Source organism: Psychrobacter sp. T6-4, from assembly GCF_052258425.1.
In the GTDB taxonomy this organism is placed as follows: Bacteria; Pseudomonadota; Gammaproteobacteria; order Pseudomonadales; family Moraxellaceae; genus Psychrobacter.
In genome coordinates this window covers 69,152-90,871 of the sequence record NZ_JBQQEZ010000010.1, presented here as the reverse complement: position 1 = coordinate 90,871, position 21,720 = coordinate 69,152, and the positions used below count along the sequence as shown (strand labels likewise).

The 21,720-nt window shown below is 45.7% G+C and carries 14 protein-coding genes and 1 tRNA gene; 4 read left to right on the top strand and 11 right to left on the bottom strand.

Annotated features, from left to right (window positions below; translation table 11 throughout):
• Positions 1-2: 2 nt before the first annotated feature.
• The 5 genes from ACTXGE_RS08655 to ACTXGE_RS08635 form a co-directional block, all read right to left on the bottom strand.
• Entirely contained in the window at positions 3-311 is a 309-nt protein-coding gene (locus ACTXGE_RS08655; RefSeq protein ID WP_443543081.1) for a type II toxin-antitoxin system HicA family toxin, read from the bottom strand.
• Positions 312-477: 166 nt separating this feature from the next.
• A complete protein-coding gene (locus tag ACTXGE_RS08650) occupies positions 478-693 on the bottom strand; it encodes a hypothetical protein (protein WP_443543079.1) in 216 nt (71 codons plus the stop codon).
• Between the two features lie 220 nt (positions 694-913).
• Positions 914-989: transfer RNA gene (locus ACTXGE_RS08645), tRNA-Arg, on the bottom strand.
• 52 nt (positions 990-1,041) lie between these two features.
• Positions 1,042-1,833, bottom strand: coding sequence for a hypothetical protein (locus ACTXGE_RS08640; protein ID WP_443543077.1), 792 nt, complete (start codon positions 1,831-1,833; stop codon positions 1,042-1,044).
• 153 nt (positions 1,834-1,986) lie between these two features.
• Positions 1,987-2,454 carry a hypothetical protein gene (locus ACTXGE_RS08635; RefSeq protein WP_317199408.1) on the bottom strand — a complete coding sequence of 156 codons (468 nt, stop codon included), beginning with the start codon at positions 2,452-2,454 and terminating at the stop codon, positions 1,987-1,989.
• Between the two features lie 253 nt (positions 2,455-2,707).
• Here ACTXGE_RS08635 and ACTXGE_RS08630 point away from each other — a divergent pair, with 253 nt between their 5' ends.
• Genes ACTXGE_RS08630 through recD form a run of 3 tightly spaced genes read left to right on the top strand, consistent with a single transcriptional unit; the run spans position 2,708 to position 13,586 of the window.
• Positions 2,708-6,892 (top strand): exodeoxyribonuclease V subunit gamma, encoded by a 4,185-nt coding sequence (locus ACTXGE_RS08630; protein ID WP_443543074.1) that lies wholly within the window; start codon positions 2,708-2,710, stop codon positions 6,890-6,892.
• Between the two features lie 45 nt (positions 6,893-6,937).
• Positions 6,938-11,311, top strand: coding sequence for a UvrD-helicase domain-containing protein (locus ACTXGE_RS08625; RefSeq protein ID WP_443543072.1), 4,374 nt, complete (start codon positions 6,938-6,940; stop codon positions 11,309-11,311).
• Positions 11,312-11,348: 37 nt separating this feature from the next.
• Positions 11,349-13,586, top strand: coding sequence for an exodeoxyribonuclease V subunit alpha (recD, locus tag ACTXGE_RS08620; RefSeq protein WP_443543070.1), 2,238 nt, complete (start codon positions 11,349-11,351; stop codon positions 13,584-13,586).
• Positions 13,587-13,655: 69 nt separating this feature from the next.
• Here the strand turns inward: recD and ACTXGE_RS08615 are convergent, their stop codons facing one another.
• The 4 genes from ACTXGE_RS08615 to ACTXGE_RS08600 form a co-directional block, all read right to left on the bottom strand.
• Entirely contained in the window at positions 13,656-14,219 is a 564-nt protein-coding gene (locus ACTXGE_RS08615) for a hypoxanthine-guanine phosphoribosyltransferase (protein ID WP_317199412.1), read from the bottom strand.
• Positions 14,220-14,320: 101 nt separating this feature from the next.
• Positions 14,321-14,989 (bottom strand): hypothetical protein, encoded by a 669-nt coding sequence (locus tag ACTXGE_RS08610; protein WP_443543068.1) that lies wholly within the window; start codon positions 14,987-14,989, stop codon positions 14,321-14,323.
• Positions 14,990-15,091: 102 nt separating this feature from the next.
• The gene (locus ACTXGE_RS08605; protein WP_443543066.1) at positions 15,092-16,765 is read right to left on the bottom strand and encodes a DUF3482 domain-containing protein; all 1,674 of its coding nucleotides are present in this window, start codon (positions 16,763-16,765) and stop codon (positions 15,092-15,094) included.
• 227 nt (positions 16,766-16,992) lie between these two features.
• Complete coding sequence (locus tag ACTXGE_RS08600; protein WP_443543064.1) at positions 16,993-18,345, bottom strand: DUF2868 domain-containing protein; 1,353 nt, start codon at positions 18,343-18,345, stop codon at positions 16,993-16,995.
• A gap of 242 nt (positions 18,346-18,587) precedes the next feature.
• On the opposite strand from ACTXGE_RS08600, the gene ACTXGE_RS08595 reads away from it, so the two are divergent.
• Positions 18,588-19,358, top strand: coding sequence for an SDR family oxidoreductase (locus ACTXGE_RS08595; protein WP_435950973.1), 771 nt, complete (start codon positions 18,588-18,590; stop codon positions 19,356-19,358).
• Between the two features lie 81 nt (positions 19,359-19,439).
• Here ACTXGE_RS08595 and ACTXGE_RS08590 read toward each other — a convergent pair whose 3' ends face one another.
• Both ACTXGE_RS08590 and ACTXGE_RS08585 read right to left on the bottom strand, forming a co-directional pair.
• Positions 19,440-20,942, bottom strand: coding sequence for a bifunctional 2-methylcitrate dehydratase/aconitate hydratase (locus ACTXGE_RS08590; protein WP_443543062.1), 1,503 nt, complete (start codon positions 20,940-20,942; stop codon positions 19,440-19,442).
• 154 nt (positions 20,943-21,096) lie between these two features.
• Positions 21,097-21,711, bottom strand: a complete 615-nt coding sequence (locus tag ACTXGE_RS08585; RefSeq protein WP_443543060.1) for a GNAT family N-acetyltransferase — start codon at positions 21,709-21,711, stop codon at positions 21,097-21,099.
• Between the last annotated feature and the right edge of the window lie 9 nt (positions 21,712-21,720).

Sequence of the window (21,720 nt, the reverse complement as noted above, 5' to 3'; positions counted from 1 at the left end):
AATTACTCCTTATTATCGTTGGTTACGGGTGCGGTCTGTGTTACATCATCGTCATTAATAGGACTATAGCCTAAAGCATCTAGCCACTTTCGAACACTTGCTACTGCGCCTTTATCGGTTGTTGGCTGAGGGTGTGGGCGGTGATAGACTTGTACTTCACCATCTAATACGATTGCCACTCTGGAACCTGCGCGTTCGCTGACCTCTGCACCCAGTGCTATAAATAATGCTTCGATAGCTGACCATTTAATACTGCCTGATATGGGTTTATTAAAAATGGCTTTTAGTGTTTTTTGGTGCTTGCGCTGCATAACCTACCCTTAAACCTGCTTATATTATTATAGTATCATATTATGATACTAACAGTTATTAATTAGCCACTATCACTAGGTTCTGTCAGTTTTGACAGTGCTGTCTTGCCGTATATTTATATTTCTATGGCTAAAAGCCGGCGCGTCATGATGTTAAAAGGTGTTGTTAAAGCTGTTCGGCAAGCTGCGCTAGTAGCTCAGGCGATATGCCTTGTGCCTGTAAGCTCTTTATCGGTATGTCTTTATACAGCGAACCCTTTGGGTCGTGGACTAGATGAAGGTTATCACCATCGCTATATCTTTTACGTTTAGTTGGCGGGTCAAGCTTAGCAATAGCCTTTACACCATTGATGTTTAATAGGTAGTTTTTGCGCTCAGCCATTGCCACACCTCGATTAGCGACTATTAATAATTACCATGTACAACAATAATGCGATTTGTGTACAACAAAACAATCATAATTCAATACATGTACATCAGCATGTACAATATCGTAGTGGTGCTAGTAGGTAATGACAAGTGTTTAACAAAGACTGATAACTAGGTATGATAGGAGCTTAGAGGGTTTGAGGTAACGCGAGGTTATGTCTAAATACTATGATTGGTGCGCCCACCAAGACTCGAACTCGGATCGATCGCTTAGGAGGCAACTGCTCTATCCTGTTGAGCTATAGGCGCATTGAGAGGTGAGGCTATTGTAAAAAAGTGATGAGTCAAATGCAAGTTATGCTTATTGACCATTTTGTAATATATCAGTGACTTCTACGTCCTCTATCACGCCGCTTGAGGAGTCATTGAACAGATCATCCATACTGTTGTCATAGCCATCGATATTACTATACTCGTAGTTATTCAAAATGTCTTGTCCTACGCTTGAGAGCAAAAAATTACGCAAACTGAAAGCCCCTGGGTTGTTGGTCAAGATGACACCATCTACAGGCTTGGAGGCTTTTATGGCATAGCTAAACGAGCTGAGCGTTCGAGCCTCATTGTTGTCAACTTGCGTACTGCCGTCTGCTTGTATCTGATTATCACCTATCTGGTTTTCATTGAGCTCAGACTGCGCCTCATCTATGAGGATTTGTAGTGCTGATAGACGCGTGTCATCTAGGTTGCTATCAGCGATAATGACATCGATCGTGGCTTTGAGTGGCTGCGCAAGATCGCTTGTATTCTGGGACACATCAACGGTCGGCAGGGTAAGGAGCTGCGCGCTTGGGACATAACGCACTGAGGGTTTGACACTTGGGTAGCGCGCCTCAAAACGTGCAATAATGTCATCAAGTGCGGGCTGTAGTCTGTTTTCTGCTTGTATATATAGGACGGTCGTGGCGACTTCATTACCACTATCAGGATCCTCTTGCTCATTAGTTGTAGCACTTATCATCGCACTATCGCTTACCATCACAGGTAGCGGATCCATGTTTTTACGGTTACTTAGCCAAAGCCAACTCAATAGGCCGATGATTACGAGCAATAGCAGTAGCGCGATAGCTATGAGTACGCGTTTGTAGTCTTTCATAGAAGTGACTTATTTAATAGTAAGAATAGGCGTTTAAGTGATTATCTACTAAGTGATTATCTACCCAGCGTTTTGCTTAGTCTCTATCAGTGCCAGGATCGAGTGTTCAACAGACCCTAGACTATATGTAGAGCATGAGTTCAAAATACAGCTTTAAAGGTCTAAAACCTCATCGATCAATTCTGCAAGCATTGTATCGAATATATCTTTATTATTTAGAGGCTCAGAATTATTTTGCGCAGGGGATGATAACACAACTGACTCAGTTGATGACGACCCTGTTTGATGCACGGCAAGCGGGGACTGATGGTTATCTACTAAGTCTTTAATCCAGTAATAGCCTTGCGTCTCCCACCAAGCTTCAAACCGAGCAAGCGTACTCCCGCGTACTGCTTGAGGCAGATTAAGAGTGCGTAGCTTCGCCGCGAGTGTTGGGTCTGCTATAGCCTGCATTCGGCTAAGATACAGCTCGTCTTTATCTCCATCGTAGGGCTTGCGACGCCTCCAAGCTGCCGCGTCAACTTTCATACGCGGCAACTGCCATAGCACGCCGCGGTAGTAGACGACGTACAAGCGCCTTTTTGGATTGACAAATATCGCATCTATAGGACGTAGCGGCATAGCTTGAACCTTTCATTATCAACCATACTCAAAATATCTCTACGACGTTGGTTGTCGTACCTGTTTCATCAGCGCTGTCAGATACTGGTAAAATGCATCTATCGGTGGCACACTAAGACGCTTTGCATCCTGTGCTATGAGCAAACAATATAATAGCAGAAAATAAAATGTAGACACGCCTGCGATGCACAATTAGCAGTAGATAGTGTGTTTAGCGTCAATATTAACCTCTTTTTAGTTGATAAGATCCTCTATGTTTACCATTATTCAGTCCCATTTGACCGAACGCCTTGTCGAGCACTTACTGACGGCTTATCAGTCCAAAAACCAAGGTATCTTTGATGAGTTTATCGTCATTGTACCCTCAATGGTGCTCGGTGATTGGTTAGATAAATCTATCGCCAGTCAGGCAGGTATTAGCACTTTGGTCACGACGACGTTTTGGGGTCAGTATCAGTGGACATTGATGCAAAAGGTGCTATCTGCACACAACGAGTGGCTGGTAGTCAATGAGCGCGCGCATGACGCTTTATCTGTGCCTGAGGTCGCTGTACTCACAGGATCAGTTATGCAGTGGCGTTTGTTTGGCTACTTTACTTATTATCAAAGACAGATAATCGCTGATGACACTCATCCTTTGCATCCGCTCTTATCGGCGCTGCTCGATGACAAGTCGGACTCAAGTCAGCAGGATATACGGCTTTGGTCTTTGGCGACTGATTTTGCTCGAGTATTTAGCCGCTATCTTACGCACCGCGAGGATTGGCTTACGCTATGGTCACAAGATAAGCCGGTCGATGTCGAGACCCTTATCAAGGATAAAGATGAGCTGGCAAAACTGTTCGATGAGCATGCTGGCATGACGCCTGAGTGGCTGGTTGCGCATTATGTCGAGCTTGAGCGCGCGCAGCGTCATTTGTGGCGCTTATTGTTTGCTCTAGTCTATGAGCACCGGCAAGCGATTGAAGTGCGCTTTTGGCAGATTATGAAAAGTGCCAAAGACGGCAGTGGTATAGAGACAGGGGTAGATGTCTTCTCAATACTGCCAAAGCAGCTGCATATCTTTACTTTGCAGCAATTACCGCAAAACGAGCTCAATTTTTTGCAAAAGCTATCGACTTACTTTGATATTACTTTATTGCATTACAATCCATCACAGCTGTTCTGGGCGGATATTGTCGATAAGCAGTGGTTACAGCGTCAGCAGGTCATTAACCCAAAAAGTGTATTTTTGCGTGATCACGGGCACACGCTATTATCGCGTTTGGGTAAGCAGTCGCGTGAGACTTTTGCGATGCTGGCGGGACTAGATAATAATGATAATAAAGACGGTTTTGTGCTCGATTGGCAAGACAGGTTTGAGGTTGCAGACTCTGGAGTCAGTAACTTGCGCCCGCTTAGTTTACTGGCAAATTTGCAGCAAGATATCTTAATGCTTGATGAGAGTGCGACTCAGCAGACGACTGCGGGACGTTTGAGTGCTGCACTTGGCGCGCAGATGCAGCTAGATCTAGAAGATAGCGCCTTGGTTGATGGACATTCGACTAAAGCCGATATTAGTGAGAGAGGTAATAGCCTGAGCAAAAATAACCTAGATTCTAACAACTCAAATACTAGTCATTGGTTCAGTGATGATAGGTTACAAGACAAGCGTTACGAGCAAGCACGCCAGTGGCCATTATCACAATATGATAATAGCCTAAGTATTCACTCTTGCCATAGCTTACAGCGGCAGCTTGAGATACTGCGCGGCATGATTGGGCGCTGGCTAAATGAGCCAAATGACGATGGGAGCGCCCGCCACGTCTCTGATATCGTTGTATTACTACCTGATGTCGAGCGTCATCATGAGCTGATAAGTTCAGTATTTGTAAGCGGCGAAGGGCAAGACGGTTTGACGCTACCTGCGAAGGTGACAGGAGTGGTCGATAAGTCGATTCGTCAACTTTGGGAGGCGATACGCGGGTTTTATAGTCTGCTAGGTAGTGACAGCGCACGCTTTGAGGCCGCTGAAGTGTTTGACTGGCTTATGCTACCGCCTCTATATGAGAGCCTAGGGTTGACTCATGAGCAGATGAGCCGCGCGTGTGACTTGCTGGCGCAGGCGGGGTTTGTACGCGGGTTCGATGAGGCGCATTTTCAGCAGACACTAGATACCTCTGACTACGATTATCGCTTTAGTTTTGCCTACGCGCTCGATCAGATAGCGCTAGGACTGGTGATGCCTGAGGCCAAGATTAGCGGTTGTTTGTATCCTGAGCACTGGTCGGATAAGGCCTTGGCAGAAAAAACGATACCCATCTCCTCTATCAGCCTAGCGGACGCGCCCATCATCGAAGCGCTGTGCCGTATTCATGCAGGCGTGCATGCCTGTCGTGATAAGTATCAAGCTCGCCACAAAGCTGAGGAGTGGCTTGCGACGATCGAGAACACCATTATCCATCCTTATTTTGGCGCTTTAGATCAGACGCGTCCTATGCGCGCTATCTTTAACGCGATGAATGGTTTTAAGAGTAGTCTACGTGCCAACCGCCACTATCAGCAGTACCGCGTTAATAGTACTGATGAGGGGCTGGCAGTAGAGGATAATCAGCACGTTGAAGCAAGGCTTGCACAGGTGAGTAACTTGACGCTTAAGCTTAGCTTTATGCTTGATAGTATTGAAGATGAGCTTGAGAGTCAGCAAGTGAGTGCTGAGCCGACAGGGGTGATCACCTTTGGTCGTTTTGGAGCGCTACGCAACGTGCCTTTTGGCCTTGTGGTGATGCTCAATATGGATTTGGCTGAGTTTCCTAATCGTGACCGCGACAATCGCTATGATCTGATGAAGTCTGGGGTGGCGCGCCGCGGGGATAGATTCAGTGAAGACGACGACAACGGCGCGTTTTTGGATGCTATGTTATGCGCGCGCAGTGCCTGCTGGATATTTTATAACGGTCAGCGCTTAACCGATACCCACGAGCATCTGCCTGCCAATCCAGTGAGTGAGCTATTACAGTTTTTAAAAGGTGAGGTGCAGTGGCAGTGGGATCCACTAGCGCGCGCGCATAACGGCGCTGATTTTACAGAGCAAGTGCAGCGCTATTTGCCTAAGCTTATCGAGCAGTGGCTGGTGACGCGTCACTCCGCGCTACCATTCGCACCAGAGGTATTTGTAGAGCCAGAAACATCCATATCACAATCAGATACGACAGAAGATGACGCCTACATTGTCATGCTCACGCAAGCGATGACAAAGGAAAAGCTCAATCAGCAGCGCGCTCATGCACCCGCGCAAGTTTGGCAACAAGTGTTTAATCGCCTGCAAGCGCAAGAGCGTATGACCAACACGCCACCGATTAAGGTTAAGCTACCGAGTAAAGCCGATTACCAAGCCATTGCCGCGCGCATTTTAGCTCATAAAGAAGCAATGGATACGCCTTTTGATATCATGCAAGTAGATATGGAGCACCTATATTATCAAGCGCGTCATCCGGCCAAGCACTTTTTACGCGAGCAGCAGGTTCATATCGTTTTGCCAGAGGATGACACCATACATCAAGAGCCGTTATCGCTCTCAGGTCTGAGTGCTTATACCGTCAATACTCAACTGCTTACCGCGCTACATAGCAATCATAGTGATAGTGGCAATACTTCTACAAGCCTTCTTTACAACCCAGTGATGCCAGCAGGGGTCGCGCGTCAGTCCACCTTGAGCTATCAGCAGCGCAAAATGGATCAGCAGTGCGAGGATTTTTGTAGTGAGCTTGCCGCTTTAGGTATAGATATAGATGTAAATAGTCTGATTACCCCTTGTAGCGAGACCATAACTTTAGTACAAGCTCCTGACATGAACACTCAAGGCCAATTGACTCTCAAGGGGGCTGCACCAAAGCCTGCGCAGTCAGTCAGTCTTTGGCTCAATTTACTGCCTAATAGTGCACGCACGCAATACCTATTGCGGTTTTGGCTGGCGCATCTGTACTGGCAAGTGGCGCGCGGTACCACAACAGAGCAGGTCATAGCCGAGGATGGCAAGAGTATCTGGCGCTTTCATAAGTCTACAAGCGAGCACGATTGCTACAAGAATAAAACCACGTTTGTACTTATGCCAATAGACTGTGAAACGGCGCAAAACGAGCTACTTAAATGGGTGCGTTTTGCTCATATCGCGGGCAAGACGCCGCTTATTATACTGCCTGTGCACGCCCTTACTTATTTGCATAAAGTAAAAAAGGCACAAAGCGAGGATACGCCGTACCAGCCAAAACCTAATGACTTTGATAGTTGGCTACGACCTAATCCTAACCATGATACGGTTTTTGATACCTGCGCGCAGCATGAGCTGTGGCAGTATATTTTGGATAAGCAGGATAACTACTCAGCGCTAATGGATGCTCTGCCAGCGCTGACCTCACCGTTATTTGATACGATGCACAGATCCTTACAGCCGCTATAAATACGTGTCATCTAAATGCGCACTACCTTGAACAAGTGATAAATTATGGATAACCCTACCACGCCTACTAATGAAAACAACGTTGGCATCAGTCCTGCCAAGCTAGCAGACACCTCATCTAAAAAGACAGAGCTGCCACCTGCCGTTCGTATTGCGCTCACAGGTCAGTATCTGATAGAAGCCTCAGCGGGTACAGGTAAGACATGGACGCTCACTGGCATCGTCCTGCGACTGCTGATTGAGGGTAAGCGTTTGCCTGAACATATCATCGCAACGACCTTTACTCGCGCTGCTGCTGCCGACATTCGTAAGCGTATCCATGAGCGCCTAGAGCAGTTTCATGAGGCACTATTGTGGCTTAATAAAATACAAGCAAACCCCAGCACCCATGCCATTCTTTATCCGCAATTTAACAATAACGCTCATAAAACAATAGATGACCACAAAGATCAAGGCGCTACTAAAACTAGCAAAGCCATTACCGACAAAATCAGTACCGAGCAAAGACAAGCGCGCCTGCACTGGCTAGAGGAGCAAGCTCGTCTATCAGGTAGTACTGAGATCGTCACTGAGCCTATCAACAGTCACTTGATGGAGTATTTACTAGATCATGCTATTGAGTATCCTTTAGCTGATGCTATTCGGCGCTGTAAACTGGTACTCATTACCTTAGATAAGCTGTTTGTCGGTACGCTCGATAGCCTATCGCAAAAGTGGCTGTCTGAGTACAGCGCGGAGACAGGCTATCAGCAGGGCGTGCAGATTAGTGATAACGAGCAAGTGGTGATAGAGAGTATCATTCACGATGCGGTGCGCGCTCATCACAGTTATCTGTATTATAAACAGCCAAAGATCTATGAGCTGATGCAGCACACAAATCGCTTAACCACACCTGCCGACCATATCTATGTAGCGCAAAAGTCCTTGCAGTTTATATCCACACCAATCGAAAACGTCGATCTAGGCGAGGCGATAGATTTTGCTGGGTATGAGCAAGCGCTAACAGATTTTATGAAATGTGATTTGACAGATGTAGCGCCATGTTTTGATAAAGACTATCGCAAAGCTCAAGGCATGACTTGGAATGCAGGTTTGGCAACTAAAGTGGAGCGTATAGGGTATATACAAGTTGCTATACAAAAAAACGGTCATTTGTTTTTCGTACATCTAGATGATGACACGCAAAAGTTTTTTGATGCGCTACCTTTAGCCTTTTTAACTAAAGAGGAGGGCGGTAAAGGGTTTAATAAGAATAAAGAAGTAGAGCGCCAAACCTTTATCCATCTGCCAAGCATCCAAGCGCTCAAAGCGGTTTATGATTTTACGGATCAGATTGAAAGACATCTCGATGCGCTAGTTGACAATCTAAACCGCGATATTGCCTTGCAAGTACGGCAAAAGCTGCCAGCAGTGTTGGAGCAAAGACGTGAGACGACTTTCTCTTTGCAGATGGTACGCCTAAACCAAGCACTATCAGGCAAGCAAGGCGAGCGGCTGGCGCGTTACATTCGTCATCATTATCCCATTGCGCTCATTGATGAATCGCAAGATATCAATGGTGAGCAGGCGCGGATGATTGAGCGTATTTATTTGACCAAAGCTGCTAGCAAAAAGCAGAGCGACAACCAAGAGACCAAAGGCAGCTCTCGAGAGTTCTTGTTATTAGTTGGTGATCCTAAGCAGGCCATTTACGGCTTTCGTGGCGGCGATGTTGCTAACTATAATGCTATGAAGACACTGTTTGCAGCCAAGCAGCGCATGAGCCTAAACATCAATAGACGCTCAAATGAGCGTTTAATCACCGCCCTCAATTACTGGTTTGGCCGCTCGTCACCAGCGCAGGACAGTCAGGTAGAGAATAGTCAGCTACAAGCGTCAACACAAAGCGCAGCCGATCACTTAGCGCAGCTGGGTAAAGGCATCTATTATCAGCACATTACCGCCGCCAAAACCGAGGTTTGCCTATCTTGGCAGCAGCCCATCGCTCAGGAGCTATCGCCTCAAATAGCCGCGATTATGCCCAACCAGCCAGTGAGCGTGATTCACCTGCCATCATCTAAAGATGCCAAGCACAATGACTGCGAGCTTACCGCCCTACATATCGCCGCCCTGCTGGCAAGCGGGCAAACCCTAGAGGGACGAGCGCTCAAGCCTAGTGACATCGGAGTGCTTGGACGGCGCAAAAAAGATCTTAAGCAAGTAGAAGATATGCTGAGCAAGCTTGGCGTACCGACTCTTGAAACCGCAGAGCGCAATGTCTTTGATACTGCTATCGCTGTTGACTTAGCGGCTTTACTAGAGGTAATGATACGACCACATCGCCGCGATATTATGAACCGGGTATTGACCAGTCATTTTTATCAATTGAGCCTAGTTGAGGTACAGCACCTCATGCTAAGCGTCGATGAGGAGGTTGACGCTTTACAGTCAGCAAGCGCTCACTCAGAGCAGACAGCGCTAAAGCGGCGCTATCAAGACTTTCAGAACTATATCAAGACGGCGGCGGCGTACTGGCAGAGTAGCGGTATCTTATCCGCGCTACATTATCTGTTTGCGCGTAATCCAATGACCACGAGTAGCACAGACAATCAGAATATATGGGTGGCTCTAGCAGAGCTCAAGGAGGGTGCCCGTCATCTCATGGATCTGCGCCATCTACTAGATATATTAGCGCAGCATGGTATGCATATCGGCGAGCATGAGCTAATAGCTTGGTTTAAGAAGAACATGAATAGTCGCCGTACTCCCGAATGGGCGCAGCAGCAGCCCCTACCGACTGAATCTGGTGTTCAATTGATGACGATTCATAAGTCAAAGGGGCTTGAGTTCCCCGTGGTCTATGTCATCGGTATGGATAGCGCCAGTCCAAAGGCGGGTGCTCGTAGCAAGCATAACCTGTTTTTGTTTGACCATATACAAGAGCAAAAGACGCAGCGCCGCCTATCTACTAGTAAGGGCAAATCATTTAAGTCCGCTAAAGGTGAGGCTGCTAAAGAGGCTGAGGATTACTATGCGCAGTTTGAAACCGATGAGAATTATGAAGAGATGCGCCGCTTAGCTTACGTAGCCTTTACCCGAGCTAGTGAGCAGTTATATATGGTGCTTAAAGATTCGAGTAGAAGCCAAGACGACGATCGCAAGCCTTGCGCTCAATGGCTTAATGGCAGTGGCAAAAATTTAGAGCTACCAGAGCGATTGCACAACTATATCGGCTGGCTGCCATATGACAGTGTTGAGTCTAATGCCCAAGCGATTGTGCAAGCAGATAAAGACTCAATTGATACGCTACAAGTAAAAACGGATAACAGTACCCTCATCAATTACGACGACGCTTACGCGCAGATTCAAGCACGCTACTTTAAGGGCTGGGCTAAGACTAGCTTTACCGCTCTGTCGCGCCAACTTGGCAAGCAAACTCAGGCTTTGGCTATTTTCGATGACAGCATAGAGGACGACTTGGATATAACCGATGGTATGCCGTTGTCTATAGCCGCCGTGTCTGGACAACATCATACTGATGAGTATGATAACCAAAACACTACGGGTTCAATTACTAGCAATAATATCCGTTTTCGTTTTGTAAAAGGCGCTAATGCAGGTACGTTTTTGCATGAGATCTTTGAGAAGATAGATTTTACAGATAAACAAAACTGGTCAGCGATTATCGATCAAAGCGTCCGTCAATATCAATTACCGCTCATTTATACCAGCCGCGCGCATCAAGAGCGCTTACAGCAAAGGTCATTATCAGGGAGTGGAGTTGATACAAATGCTGATGTGAGCGAAGGTGAACCACTCTCTGAGCCCAGTGAGCACAGTGAGCTGATCACTTGGATCGCTGACGCATTGGCAGCACCGCTACTGGCGTCAGAGCAACCGTTACAAAAGATACCTCTCAACAAACGCTTCGCTGAGCTTGGCTTTAATATGGGGTTGTCAGAGGATTTTGAGCCTAAACGCATTAATGAGGTATTCGCTCAATATTTACCTGATGATCCTGACAAGCACATCGAGCTAAGTGCACAGTACTCTAGTCATATCTATCGCTACCTACGCGGCGAGATTGACTTGGTGTATGAGCACGCGGGCAAGTATTACGTTGTGGATTACAAGAGTAATTACTTAGGAAATAGCCTAAGTAATTACAACAGTGAAAATTTGAGTAAGGCTATGAGTAAGGCAGGGTACTGGTTACAGGCTGCTATCTATCAAGTCGCACTACACCGATTCTTGAGATTACGAATAAATGGCTATACTGGCAATGAAGAGAATTACCTAGGCGCTGTAGAGTACGTGTTTTTGCGTGGTATAGACTCGCAAGGCGCGCATGGTCTAAATGATTATGGGCGAATCAAATGGCAAATTCCTTTTGCACTCGTGCAAGCACTTGATGAGATGTTCGGTAGTCCAAGTATTTAGACACTATATAAATTCTAAACCGTTAAGCGAATTAATAATGAATAACAGTAAAGACGTCAATACTACTTTTAATACGATGCAGACCAGTCATGAGCTTGGCAGTATTACCTCAAACATAGAGGATACGACTACGAGTAGCGCAGATATAGATAGCAATTGGGCAACTAGCGTCAGCCAGTATTTACTTGCGCGGCGACAGCAGACGTACCAAGCCTATCAGAGTCAACTACAAGTAAACAACGCAGAGAATGAAGACGTGGCTCTGGCTGATGACGATTGGCTATTTAAATCTCTCCTTGAGCTGCTCGTACAACGTTTGGAGGAGGGGCATACGGTTGTTACTCTGTCGAGCACAGGTCATTTAGATCGTACCTGGCAGTGGCAGCTTGTACAGCCCTTGTTCCAGCCGTTATTAGATTATGCGACCAGTATTCTTGCTCAAAATATCGATATACAGACACTTATAGACAATAAGCACACGCTATGGAAAACCGTGATGCTTCAATCCACTTTATCGCAATTTGAGCAACAACGCTTTGCGCAGCGCTTTGACGCGGCAACTAAGTTATATAACTATATTCAATCTTTAAATAATGACGATAAAGAAAATAGCCTAAGCAAACTAATTCATAAATTGTCACAAAAGAAGCTAATAACAAATAATAAAAAAGAAAACAGAGCATCACCAATTATTTTTGAAACAACCTTTGAAGAAAGTAGTCTTCAAAAGAGTAGTGGTACAACGCTTACCCTCTGGTTGCATCGAACTTGGCAAGCAGAATATAATCTTGCATATCATATTCTGCGTATTAAGAATCAAACGGTGCAGGCATTACCTATTGCAGCAAACTCACAACTTAACCCTGAGCAGCAAGAAGCCATCTATATGGCTAACCGATCGGCGTTTAGCATTATCACTGGCGGTCCTGGTACTGGCAAGACCTATACCGTAGCGCAATTGGTCATAGCTTTGCAGCAAGCACAAAATGGAGTAGTAGACCAGCCGCACACGGGTATAAACTTGGCTTTAGCAGCACCGACGGGCAAAGCGGCGCAGCGTATGCAAGAGTCGCTACAAGATGCCATTGAAAGCGCTGGAGTCAACATTCAATTGCCAGAGGCCAAGACCATTCATAGACTGCTCGGTATAGGGCAGGGCGGACAGCCTCGCTATCATACAGACAATCCATTGAGCGAAGATATTATTATCGTCGATGAAGCATCGATGCTAGGCGTAGAGTTGGCCAATTATCTAGTCAGTGCAGTAAAGCCCAGTGCTAGATTGATACTGCTCGGCGACGCCAATCAGCTAGCGGCGGTAGACGCAGGGGCGGTGCTGGCAGATTTGTGCCGCATACCAGCATTACAGCGAGTAAGTCAGCGCTTAGAGAGTAGTCGCCGATTCACCGCGGACTCTGGTATTGGTAAACTAGCGAGGCTAATCAATGATAAAGATACGTATGCAAAGTCCAACATGAACACAGTATGGCAGCTCATGCATGAGAATGAGAGTTTGGGTTTTTATCACTTAACCCAGCCGCGGGCAAATCAATCTGATAGCGTAGGCATTGAAAAAGTACAAATAACAAATAGCCTAAGTAAAACGGAACTTTGTAAAGGTCTCTATAATTTTTATAAAACCTATGTGAGCCAAACTTATAATAATTTAGCAAAGGTAAAAAGAGCTAAATCTATGCCAATATCTGAACATATTGATAGCTTTAGTAAATTAATGAGTACTTTGAATCAGTTTAGAGTACTCACTGCTGGACATCATGGGCGCTGTGGTGATCATGCTATTAATCAATACATGAGTGAGCAGCATCGTCAGCAGCTAAAACTACCTCTATCCAAGTCGCCTTGGTATCACGGCAGACCTATCATGGTCTTGCAAAATAACTATGAGCTAGGGCTGTTTAACGGTGACATTGGTATTTGTATGCAGACTGATCAAGGGCGCTTACAAGTATTTTTTGAGAACAAAAAACAAGGTATTTCAGTCAATATGCTCGGTGATGATATGGTTGCCACAAGTTACGCTATGACCATACATAAGTCTCAGGGGTCTGAGTTTGAGCATGTTGCTATCTGTTTTGACGATAGTAATGCTAGATTGCTGAGCCAAGAGCTTATTTATACAGCTGTAACACGTGCCAAAAAACAGGTCTCAATATTCAGCACTGAGACAGCATTCACGCGGGCACTAGCAACACCAACTATTCGCCAGACAGGGCTCAGTCTACAGTTCAAAGCGATGGGTCAGGCAAATGAGTAGCTACAAAAGACTAAAATGATACGCAAAAAAAAGCATCCCTTTAAGGATGCTTTTTCAATTAATTTGAATTTACAGCTTATCTTCTTTAATAGCGTAGATACCTGGCAAATGGCGCAAATACCCATGAAAATCCATACCGCAACCATAAACATAACGATCAGCAACTTCAATACCAACAAAATCCACTTCAAAATTTGCAACTTTGCGATCATGTTGTTTGTTTAGTAATACGCACGAATCGATAGAGGCGGGATTTTCCTTGCCTAATTCTTCTACGATTGCCTTTAGCGTAATACCCTCATCAAAAATATCATCAATCAATAAAACATGCTCACCCTCGATACTAACGTCAGGCTTAAACTTCCAATCTAAATCATTAGTACCTTGGTTATCACGATAACGCGTCGCATGAACATAGTGCATACGATGATAGAAGGTGAGGTGAGTAAGCAATTGACCTGCTGGGATAAGGCCGCCATTCATAACAACCATAACGATTGGATTAAGACCAGCATAGTGAAGATTAAGCTGAGCGGCAAGACGCTCATAAGCCGCAGCTACTTCGATACTACTAATGAGACATTCTGAATTGCGTAGAGTCTTTTCGATTTCTTGATTACTGATTTGGGTCATGAGTTGCGCCTTCGATAAAAGTGCCGCCTATTTTAGCAAGTTTTAGTGAATCTGACCAACACCAAGTGACTGATAGCATCAAGTATTGATCAAAATTAATATCACTCAGCCTTTTCTACGATAAAGGGGCGATAGTATTCAGCCAGACGGTTCATAGAGCTATCAGGCAGATCAGGTAATAGTTTAGTCAGCGCCATGTTCATGCCCTTGTCGATTACCGCTTTGGTTACAGGGACAGATTTGCGTTTAAACATGCCCAGTTTCAGCGTTTCAGCATAATGAGTGATAAAATGTGTGAGCGTCTCATCATTCATAGTCTCAAGTGCCGTCTTAAATTTGACAGTATCAACCTGCTCAGGGGTCACGGACGCAAAGCCTTCGGTGATAGTTTGCGCGGCGCTCTCGGACAATCTGTAGCCTACGCGACTAACGCCTTCATTATCTATAAATGTCGCTTGATCTCGTAAAAAGTGAAAGCTTGGCATCACATCTTCGTTGTTCTCTTTATTAAGCAAAATATTAAGCAAAGTGTCGGCAGCTTTTTCTATCGTACCGACAGTCTTGCGCATAGCTGCTTGGCGCTCAGGATTGGGGATAATCTCAACTAAGCCTACAAGTAGATTGTCAATCAAGTCACGAGCAGTTTGATGGGTGAGAGCATCGCGGTATTTGTAATACTCAACATGCTCATCCGATGCTTCTGCTTGTGCTGCCTCTTCGATTAATTGTTTGAGTTTTTCTGAAGGTTCAAATCCAAAATAATGTGCCATATAATATCCTTGGTTAGGTTGTTGATAACATGTTATTGATAACAAAGTGCTACCATTTAATAAAAGCGTTTTTAAAAGGGGTTATATCTAACTGTGTTGGTTTTAAGATTTTCCTGACTGTAATTTGGATGATAGCGACCATGCCATATCCAGACGCAGACTTTTAGCAAGCTCTGACTGACCACCGCCAAGCGACGACCATTGCGGTTTGCTACGTGCTTTTTTGAGCTCACTGGGTAATTTATGAGGTGGCCATAGGGTGATTACATTATCTTCTTCGTTATGATCTTTTATATTATCAGGGTTTTGCAACTCATCCTCAGGCGTCAACTCATTTTGATACAACAGCTGAGTGGCGTCGGTTGCTGCATGCCCGCGGTGGCGCAGCGCTGTAAGTAGATCTACGGCACGCGTTGCCAATAAGGTAAGGGTAGCGGGGTCAACATATAGACGCTTAACGCCTGTGATCATATCGGCAATGCTACTCGTGTTTGAGAGCAAACCGCCACCAATGGCGCCTAATGCAGCACCAAGTCCTAACGTCGTACCCAGTGCTGCAGCATCAATGCCTAATCCTAATAGTGCGCCGGCCGCCGCGCCCGATGTGGTTCTGATCCCATAACTTTTAAGTAGGTCTGGATCAAAGGGGTCTTGCTGATAGGCCTGCAGTTCAAGGGGTGTTGAGGCTATATCATTATCATAGAACCTATATAGATTGAGTAAGCTATTTTGCATAGCGCGCTCGCTTTGACGAACCGCCTCCCTCATCTGCGTGAGGACAGGCATTGGATCATCGTCCTCATTAATCTCACGGACAAAGGCGGCGACATTTAGCAAAAAGTCAGCAATGATAATATTTGCCTCATCATATAGTCTTGCCCAGTCCTCAGTGCGGCGCTGCATTAACTGCTCAAGCATTTCTGAATGAGTCAGCATAGTCGCAAGATTACCCCACAAGCGCATCTCATCGTCGAACTCAAACGCTACCGAATCAAAGCGAGTTGAGATATGCAGATTACGACGTGCCAGCATCATTTGCCAGTCATCGATATTAGCGTCTTGACTATCGGTAAAGTTAAACACAGGCATCACGGGTATTGCCGCCCATGACAGTATTGCCAGCTCATCTTTATATTTACCCAATACCGGCTCGCGCGCATCGACGACGTAGATGGCCATATCACTTGCCAGCAATTGCCTGATGACTTTGGCCTCTTGACTATAGTCATCAAAACCCGTCGCGTCTCCAGTTGCAATATCTGCCGCCAAAAATTGCCCTAAGCGCTCGATGCCATCACGGCGACTGGCAGTATTGTCCTCAAGCCAGTCCATAAGTCCTGAGGCGTCCTCTAATCCTGGCGTGTCATACAAAGTCACCAGCACTTCACCTGTCTGGCTGTCCGTCAGCTGCGCGCGCTCCACATGACGAGTGGTCGCCGCTTCATTTTTGACTTCACCAAAATAAACATCACGCAGTAGGGTACGGAGTATGGAGGTCTTACCCGTATTGGTATGCCCAACAACGGCCAACTTTAAGGACTCACCACTGGCAACTGTAGTTTTATTCCCATTATTAAGCTTGTTATCAACAGTCTGACTACTATTCTCTTCATCAATCGATATAGGTTGTGATGGTTCAGCGTCGCTAAGTGAGGTATTAGCATTATTGTCTATAGCGTCACTGGTAGTTATAGGCGTATCATAAGCCTTGTCAGCGAACAGACCTCTACCTTTTGGCTTTTGATTAGGCTTGTTGTTAGATTGATCATTATTCATAATGAATTCTTATCGTTGTCGTTCTTATTATTACCATGCTTATAATTGTAGCGTAAATAGTTGTAGCGCATAATCAGTTTAGATAACTCAAAGTCTAGCATTTACGTTATCTGTCATTAATTGATAAGAAGGAGTATGGGCTAATATAAGATGAATAAGGTAAAAAGTCAGTAGAGGATATAGCCGCTTGCGTCATTTTATGTCAGGCGTACTTTTATACCTACTCTCTATTCACTGCTAACCAGACCAATTTCACGAGCAGATAGCGCTGTTTGCCACTGCCCAAATCGCGCTTGGCTCTGTATGTCATCAGTAGTGCCGCCTAATAACTGAACGATAAGCCCTTGTTTGGCATGACTGGCGATGCTATCGAGCTTGCGTAACGTTCCGCGATCAGGCAGCGCGTGACTATGAATACCTAGTAGCACCTGTACAGGGTGCATGTCTAAATAAGCAATGAGCCGCGCCATATCATCGCGATCATCAAGAATACCGAAATCCTTGATCTCGTCATTGGCCTTATCATTGACAGTATTAAGACCTGCCTGCCACCAACGCTCATCATCATAAGGATACTCAAGTAGCGCCACTAGTTTTTTGCCAGCACTTACCTGTGCCTTTGGTGCAACAGGGGCAGGCGCTTGCTTAAAATCATCAGCATCAACGACCTTACGCTGCCAAAAGTTAATTATTTTTTGATAATAAGGCAGTTTGATATCTAAGCGCATCTTTTTGCGGCGGAACATAAACGCGCAAAATGCCCAAGCAATCGCCCGAGGTACAATACCGTACATCAGCAAACTACCAATGAGTAGGCCGGACCACTGACGGGCGATAGATAAGGGTAGGGCGTTGGTGACCAAACGACTTTGAATAATCGCCTCATTATCAGGTACACTAAAGCCTACCATGCTAGGCAACCAGCCGAGCACTTGCGTCAAGGTAATAAGCGCTTGATCAGAGAGCAGTGTTGACTCCCAACTAAAGCTATATTGACGTACTATCAGCAAAAATATAATCGCAAGCAGCATGCCAGTAAGCGTCGCCAGCCACAACTGATGGCTAAACTTGCCCAAATACCAGCGCATACCACTATGCTCTAGCTGACGCTCATAAAGATTAACCGCCGCTTGGGTAACATCATCCTTGCCGCGTATCAAACGGTTGGGGCTGACAAAACTGGCAAACCAACTAGGCGTTTGCTTACCTTGATTCATCAGCGTGAGCACAAGCCAGCCCACCAGCATAATCGTATGAAAGCCAAGTAAGCAGACCAAAACATAAAAGAAATTAACGACATTGGCTTGTAGCAAGGTAAATAAACCCAAAAATCCTGATAGGCACCACACGATACTCATGATGAGCATGATGCCTTTGATACGACCATCAATCTTGCCTAAGACTCGCGCCAGCGCACCGTTGCTGTCGATACGAGTCGCACGGCGATGCAATTTTTGGATCGGCGTGCCATCCTCGTTTTGCAACTTTTCGGTTATCAGGAGCGGATCGGTCGCAAACACATGCTGCTGGCTCTCAAGCGTACGCACCAGCTCAGTCAATTGGTCTTGGGGTGATAGCATGTTCTGATATCCATGTAAAAATCAAGGTGAGAGGTTAAAGCATAAAAGAAGCTTATCATAACCAAAAACGCGCTAATAACAAAGCTATCTAGTCTATAGCCTGTTTTTGCAACTCTAAAAGCTTGTTAATAAAAATCATAATATGCACGGTTTTGTCACAGTAAAAGTTATAAAAATCAGCCAAAATAAATGAGTAAGACAAAGACGTGAATAGTAGAAACAAAAGTAATAAAGGATTTATTATGAAAAATAAAGTCTATCTTATCATCGGCGGTACAGGCGGTATTGGTCAGGCGATGGTTGAGCACCTTATGCAAGCGACCGCTAATGAACAAAGCAGCGAAGTCAACAACAGCACTAAAATATTCGCCACTTACCATAGAAGCGTTCCTGACTTTGAAGCAGATAATCTACATTGGTTACAAATGGATGTCAGCGACGAGGATAGTATTGCGCAAGCGGCCGACGCTATCAAGCAGCACAGCACTCATTTAGATTGGGTCATTAACTGTGTCGGGCTACTGCACACAGATACCTCGCAACCAGAAAAAGCCTTGAGACAAGTGGAGACGACTTTCTTCTTACAAAATATGCAAATTAACGCCTTGGCAGGTTTGCTCATTGCCAAACACATCAAGCCCTTATTAGCAAAAGCTGAGCGTAGTGATGATAGGCCTGCGATATACGCAACGATATCTGCGCGCGTGGGTAGCATTAGCGATAACGAGCTTGGCGGCTGGTATAGCTATCGCATGAGCAAAGCGGCGCTCAATATGGGTATGAAAAACTTGAGTATTGAATGGAGCCGCTCATTAAAAGACGTCTGTATCGTGGTTATGCAACCAGGTACGGTCAACACACAATTATCAGCGCCTTTTCAGGGTAATGTCGCAGAAGGTCATCTATTCTCGCCTGCCTACAGCGCTGAATGCTTACTGGACGTACTATCTAGTATGACGGCGGCGCAATCGGGGAGTTTTGTGGATTGGTCAGGGGCGTCGATACCTTGGTAAATATAATCTTAGAAAAGTAAATCAGTACAAAAAAAGGGCGTGACGTTATTTAATCAACGACACGCCCTTTTAATTCAAAAATTAATTAGTCACAAACAAGTCCATGAACTCGTTAACAGGCGTTTGCTCTAAGCGCGCTTGATCATCACATAGGGCGATAATTTCATTACAGCGCGTCTCAACGAAGCGCGTGGCTAGATTGGCTCTGAACTTCGCCTCCAGTATAGGAATACCTGCCTCGCGCCGGCGTTTATGCCCGATAGGATATTCAATAGCCACTTTATCCGTACTGCTACCATCGTTAAAAAATACTTGAATGGCATTGGCAATAGAGCGCTTACTCGGATCGTGATAATCTGCTGAGTAGCTCGGATCTTCTACGACCTCCATCTTGCGGCGTAGCGGATCAATAAGTAGATGATGCTGTTCGTGGTAATCATCCTCGTAGTCCTCTGCCATCAGGTCTCCTGTTAATAGGGCAACGGCAACCATATACTGTAAACAGTGATCTCGATCCGCAGGGTTGGATAGCGCGCCTTCTTTTGAGATAATTCGAATCGCTGACTCATGGGTGGTTAGGACGATTTTATCGATGTCATCAATTCTATCTGCTATACGCGGATGCAAAATTACCGCCGCCTCACAAGCCGTCTGCGCATGAAACTCGGCGGGGAAGCTGAGTTTAAACAAGATGTTTTCCATAACATAACTGCCAAACTCGCGCTGAAACCTAAATTGACGCTCACCCTCAGGCTTAAGTGCTAAGTCTTTGTTGGTATGGCTAAAGAGCACATCATAAAATCCCCATTGCGGCGCGGTTAAAGCACCAGGAATACCCATCTCACCGCGCAGGGTAATATCGACTAGGCGTACCGCACGGCTAGTGGCATCACCTGCTGCCCAAGATTTGCGGCTACCGGCGTTGGGCGCATGACGATACGTACGCAGCGCTTGACCATCGACCAAGGACTGTGAGATTGCCGCCATCATACGCTCGCGCGGCAAGTTGTGCAGCTTTGCCACGACCGCGGTTGAAGCCAGCTTAACCAAAAATACATGATCGAGACCGACACGGTTAAAGGAGTTCTCCAGAGCCAGAACCCCTTGAATCTCATGCGCCATAATCATCGCCTCTAGCACATGACGCATGGTGAGTGGTTCATGCCCTCGGCTGATATTGCATTGACTGATATAGTCAGCGACAGCCAAGATACCACCGAGATTATCAGAAGGGTGTCCCCATTCTGCCGCCAGCCAAGTATCATTGTAATCGAGCCAGCGCACCATGCAGCCAATATCAAAAGCGGCCTTGATCGGATCTAGCCTGTAAGCAGTACCGGGCACGCGCGCGCCATTTGGGGTGATTTGATCAGGGCTGTTCGGTCCTAAATGTTTGGTGCATTCAGGGAATCGCAGTGCTAGCAGACCGCAGCCAAGCGTATCCATCAGGCAATGACGCGCAGTATGCCAAGCCTCAACGCTATTTGGGGAGTCGTTATCGATAGAATAATTAAGGACATAATCGGCGATTTTTTGAATTTCATCGTCGTACTCTGGACGAACGTTGCTCTCTACAGTAGACATAACCAGTACCTCTTCCTTGAGTCAAATAGGGATGAGCTATTTTTTAGTCAGAAACTAACAATAGTCATGACTCAAAAGTAGCACAGTCGCTAGCGACTCGCCAAAGGGTATTATGTTATGAATGTTTGTAGGTATGAGTTTTAAGGGACAAGATTTAGGTCATTAAATAGATAAGACCTGCGATAAACAGCAGACCTAATATCAGTAATAAAAAGGTAAGTACATTGGCCACAATGCCTGAGGATTCTTTTTTTACTTTGATTTTTTGCGGGACTCGCAATACCATTTTGATATGTTCGATACCGTCCTCTAAATAACGCTCGCCCTCAGGGATAAAACCTAATGACTCGTAGAAGGGTAGCAAGTAGGTTTGCGCAGAGATAATAATAGGCTTTTTGCCATATTTTTTGCGGCAGTATCTAATGGCATCGGTCATGATCTGACGCGCCAGCCCAGAGCTGCGGTATTGCGGCAGTACCAGCACGCGGCCGATAGCAGGCATAGTGTTCAATGCAGCGTGAGAGGATGAGGTGATAACAGAGAGATTGGCGCTAAGAGTATTGAATTCAGGCGGAATAATACGGCAGTAACCGATGAGCGCCTCGTCTTTGTGTGCGATCAGATGCAAGCAGTCAAAATCGACTTCGTCCATATCTTGATAAGCGCAGTTTTGCTCTACCACAAAAACCTGCGAGCGGGCTTTTAGAATGTGGTAGAGATCAACGCCGGTCAGCTCATCAAAACTTTTTATTGATAATTCACTATCCATAATAAGACT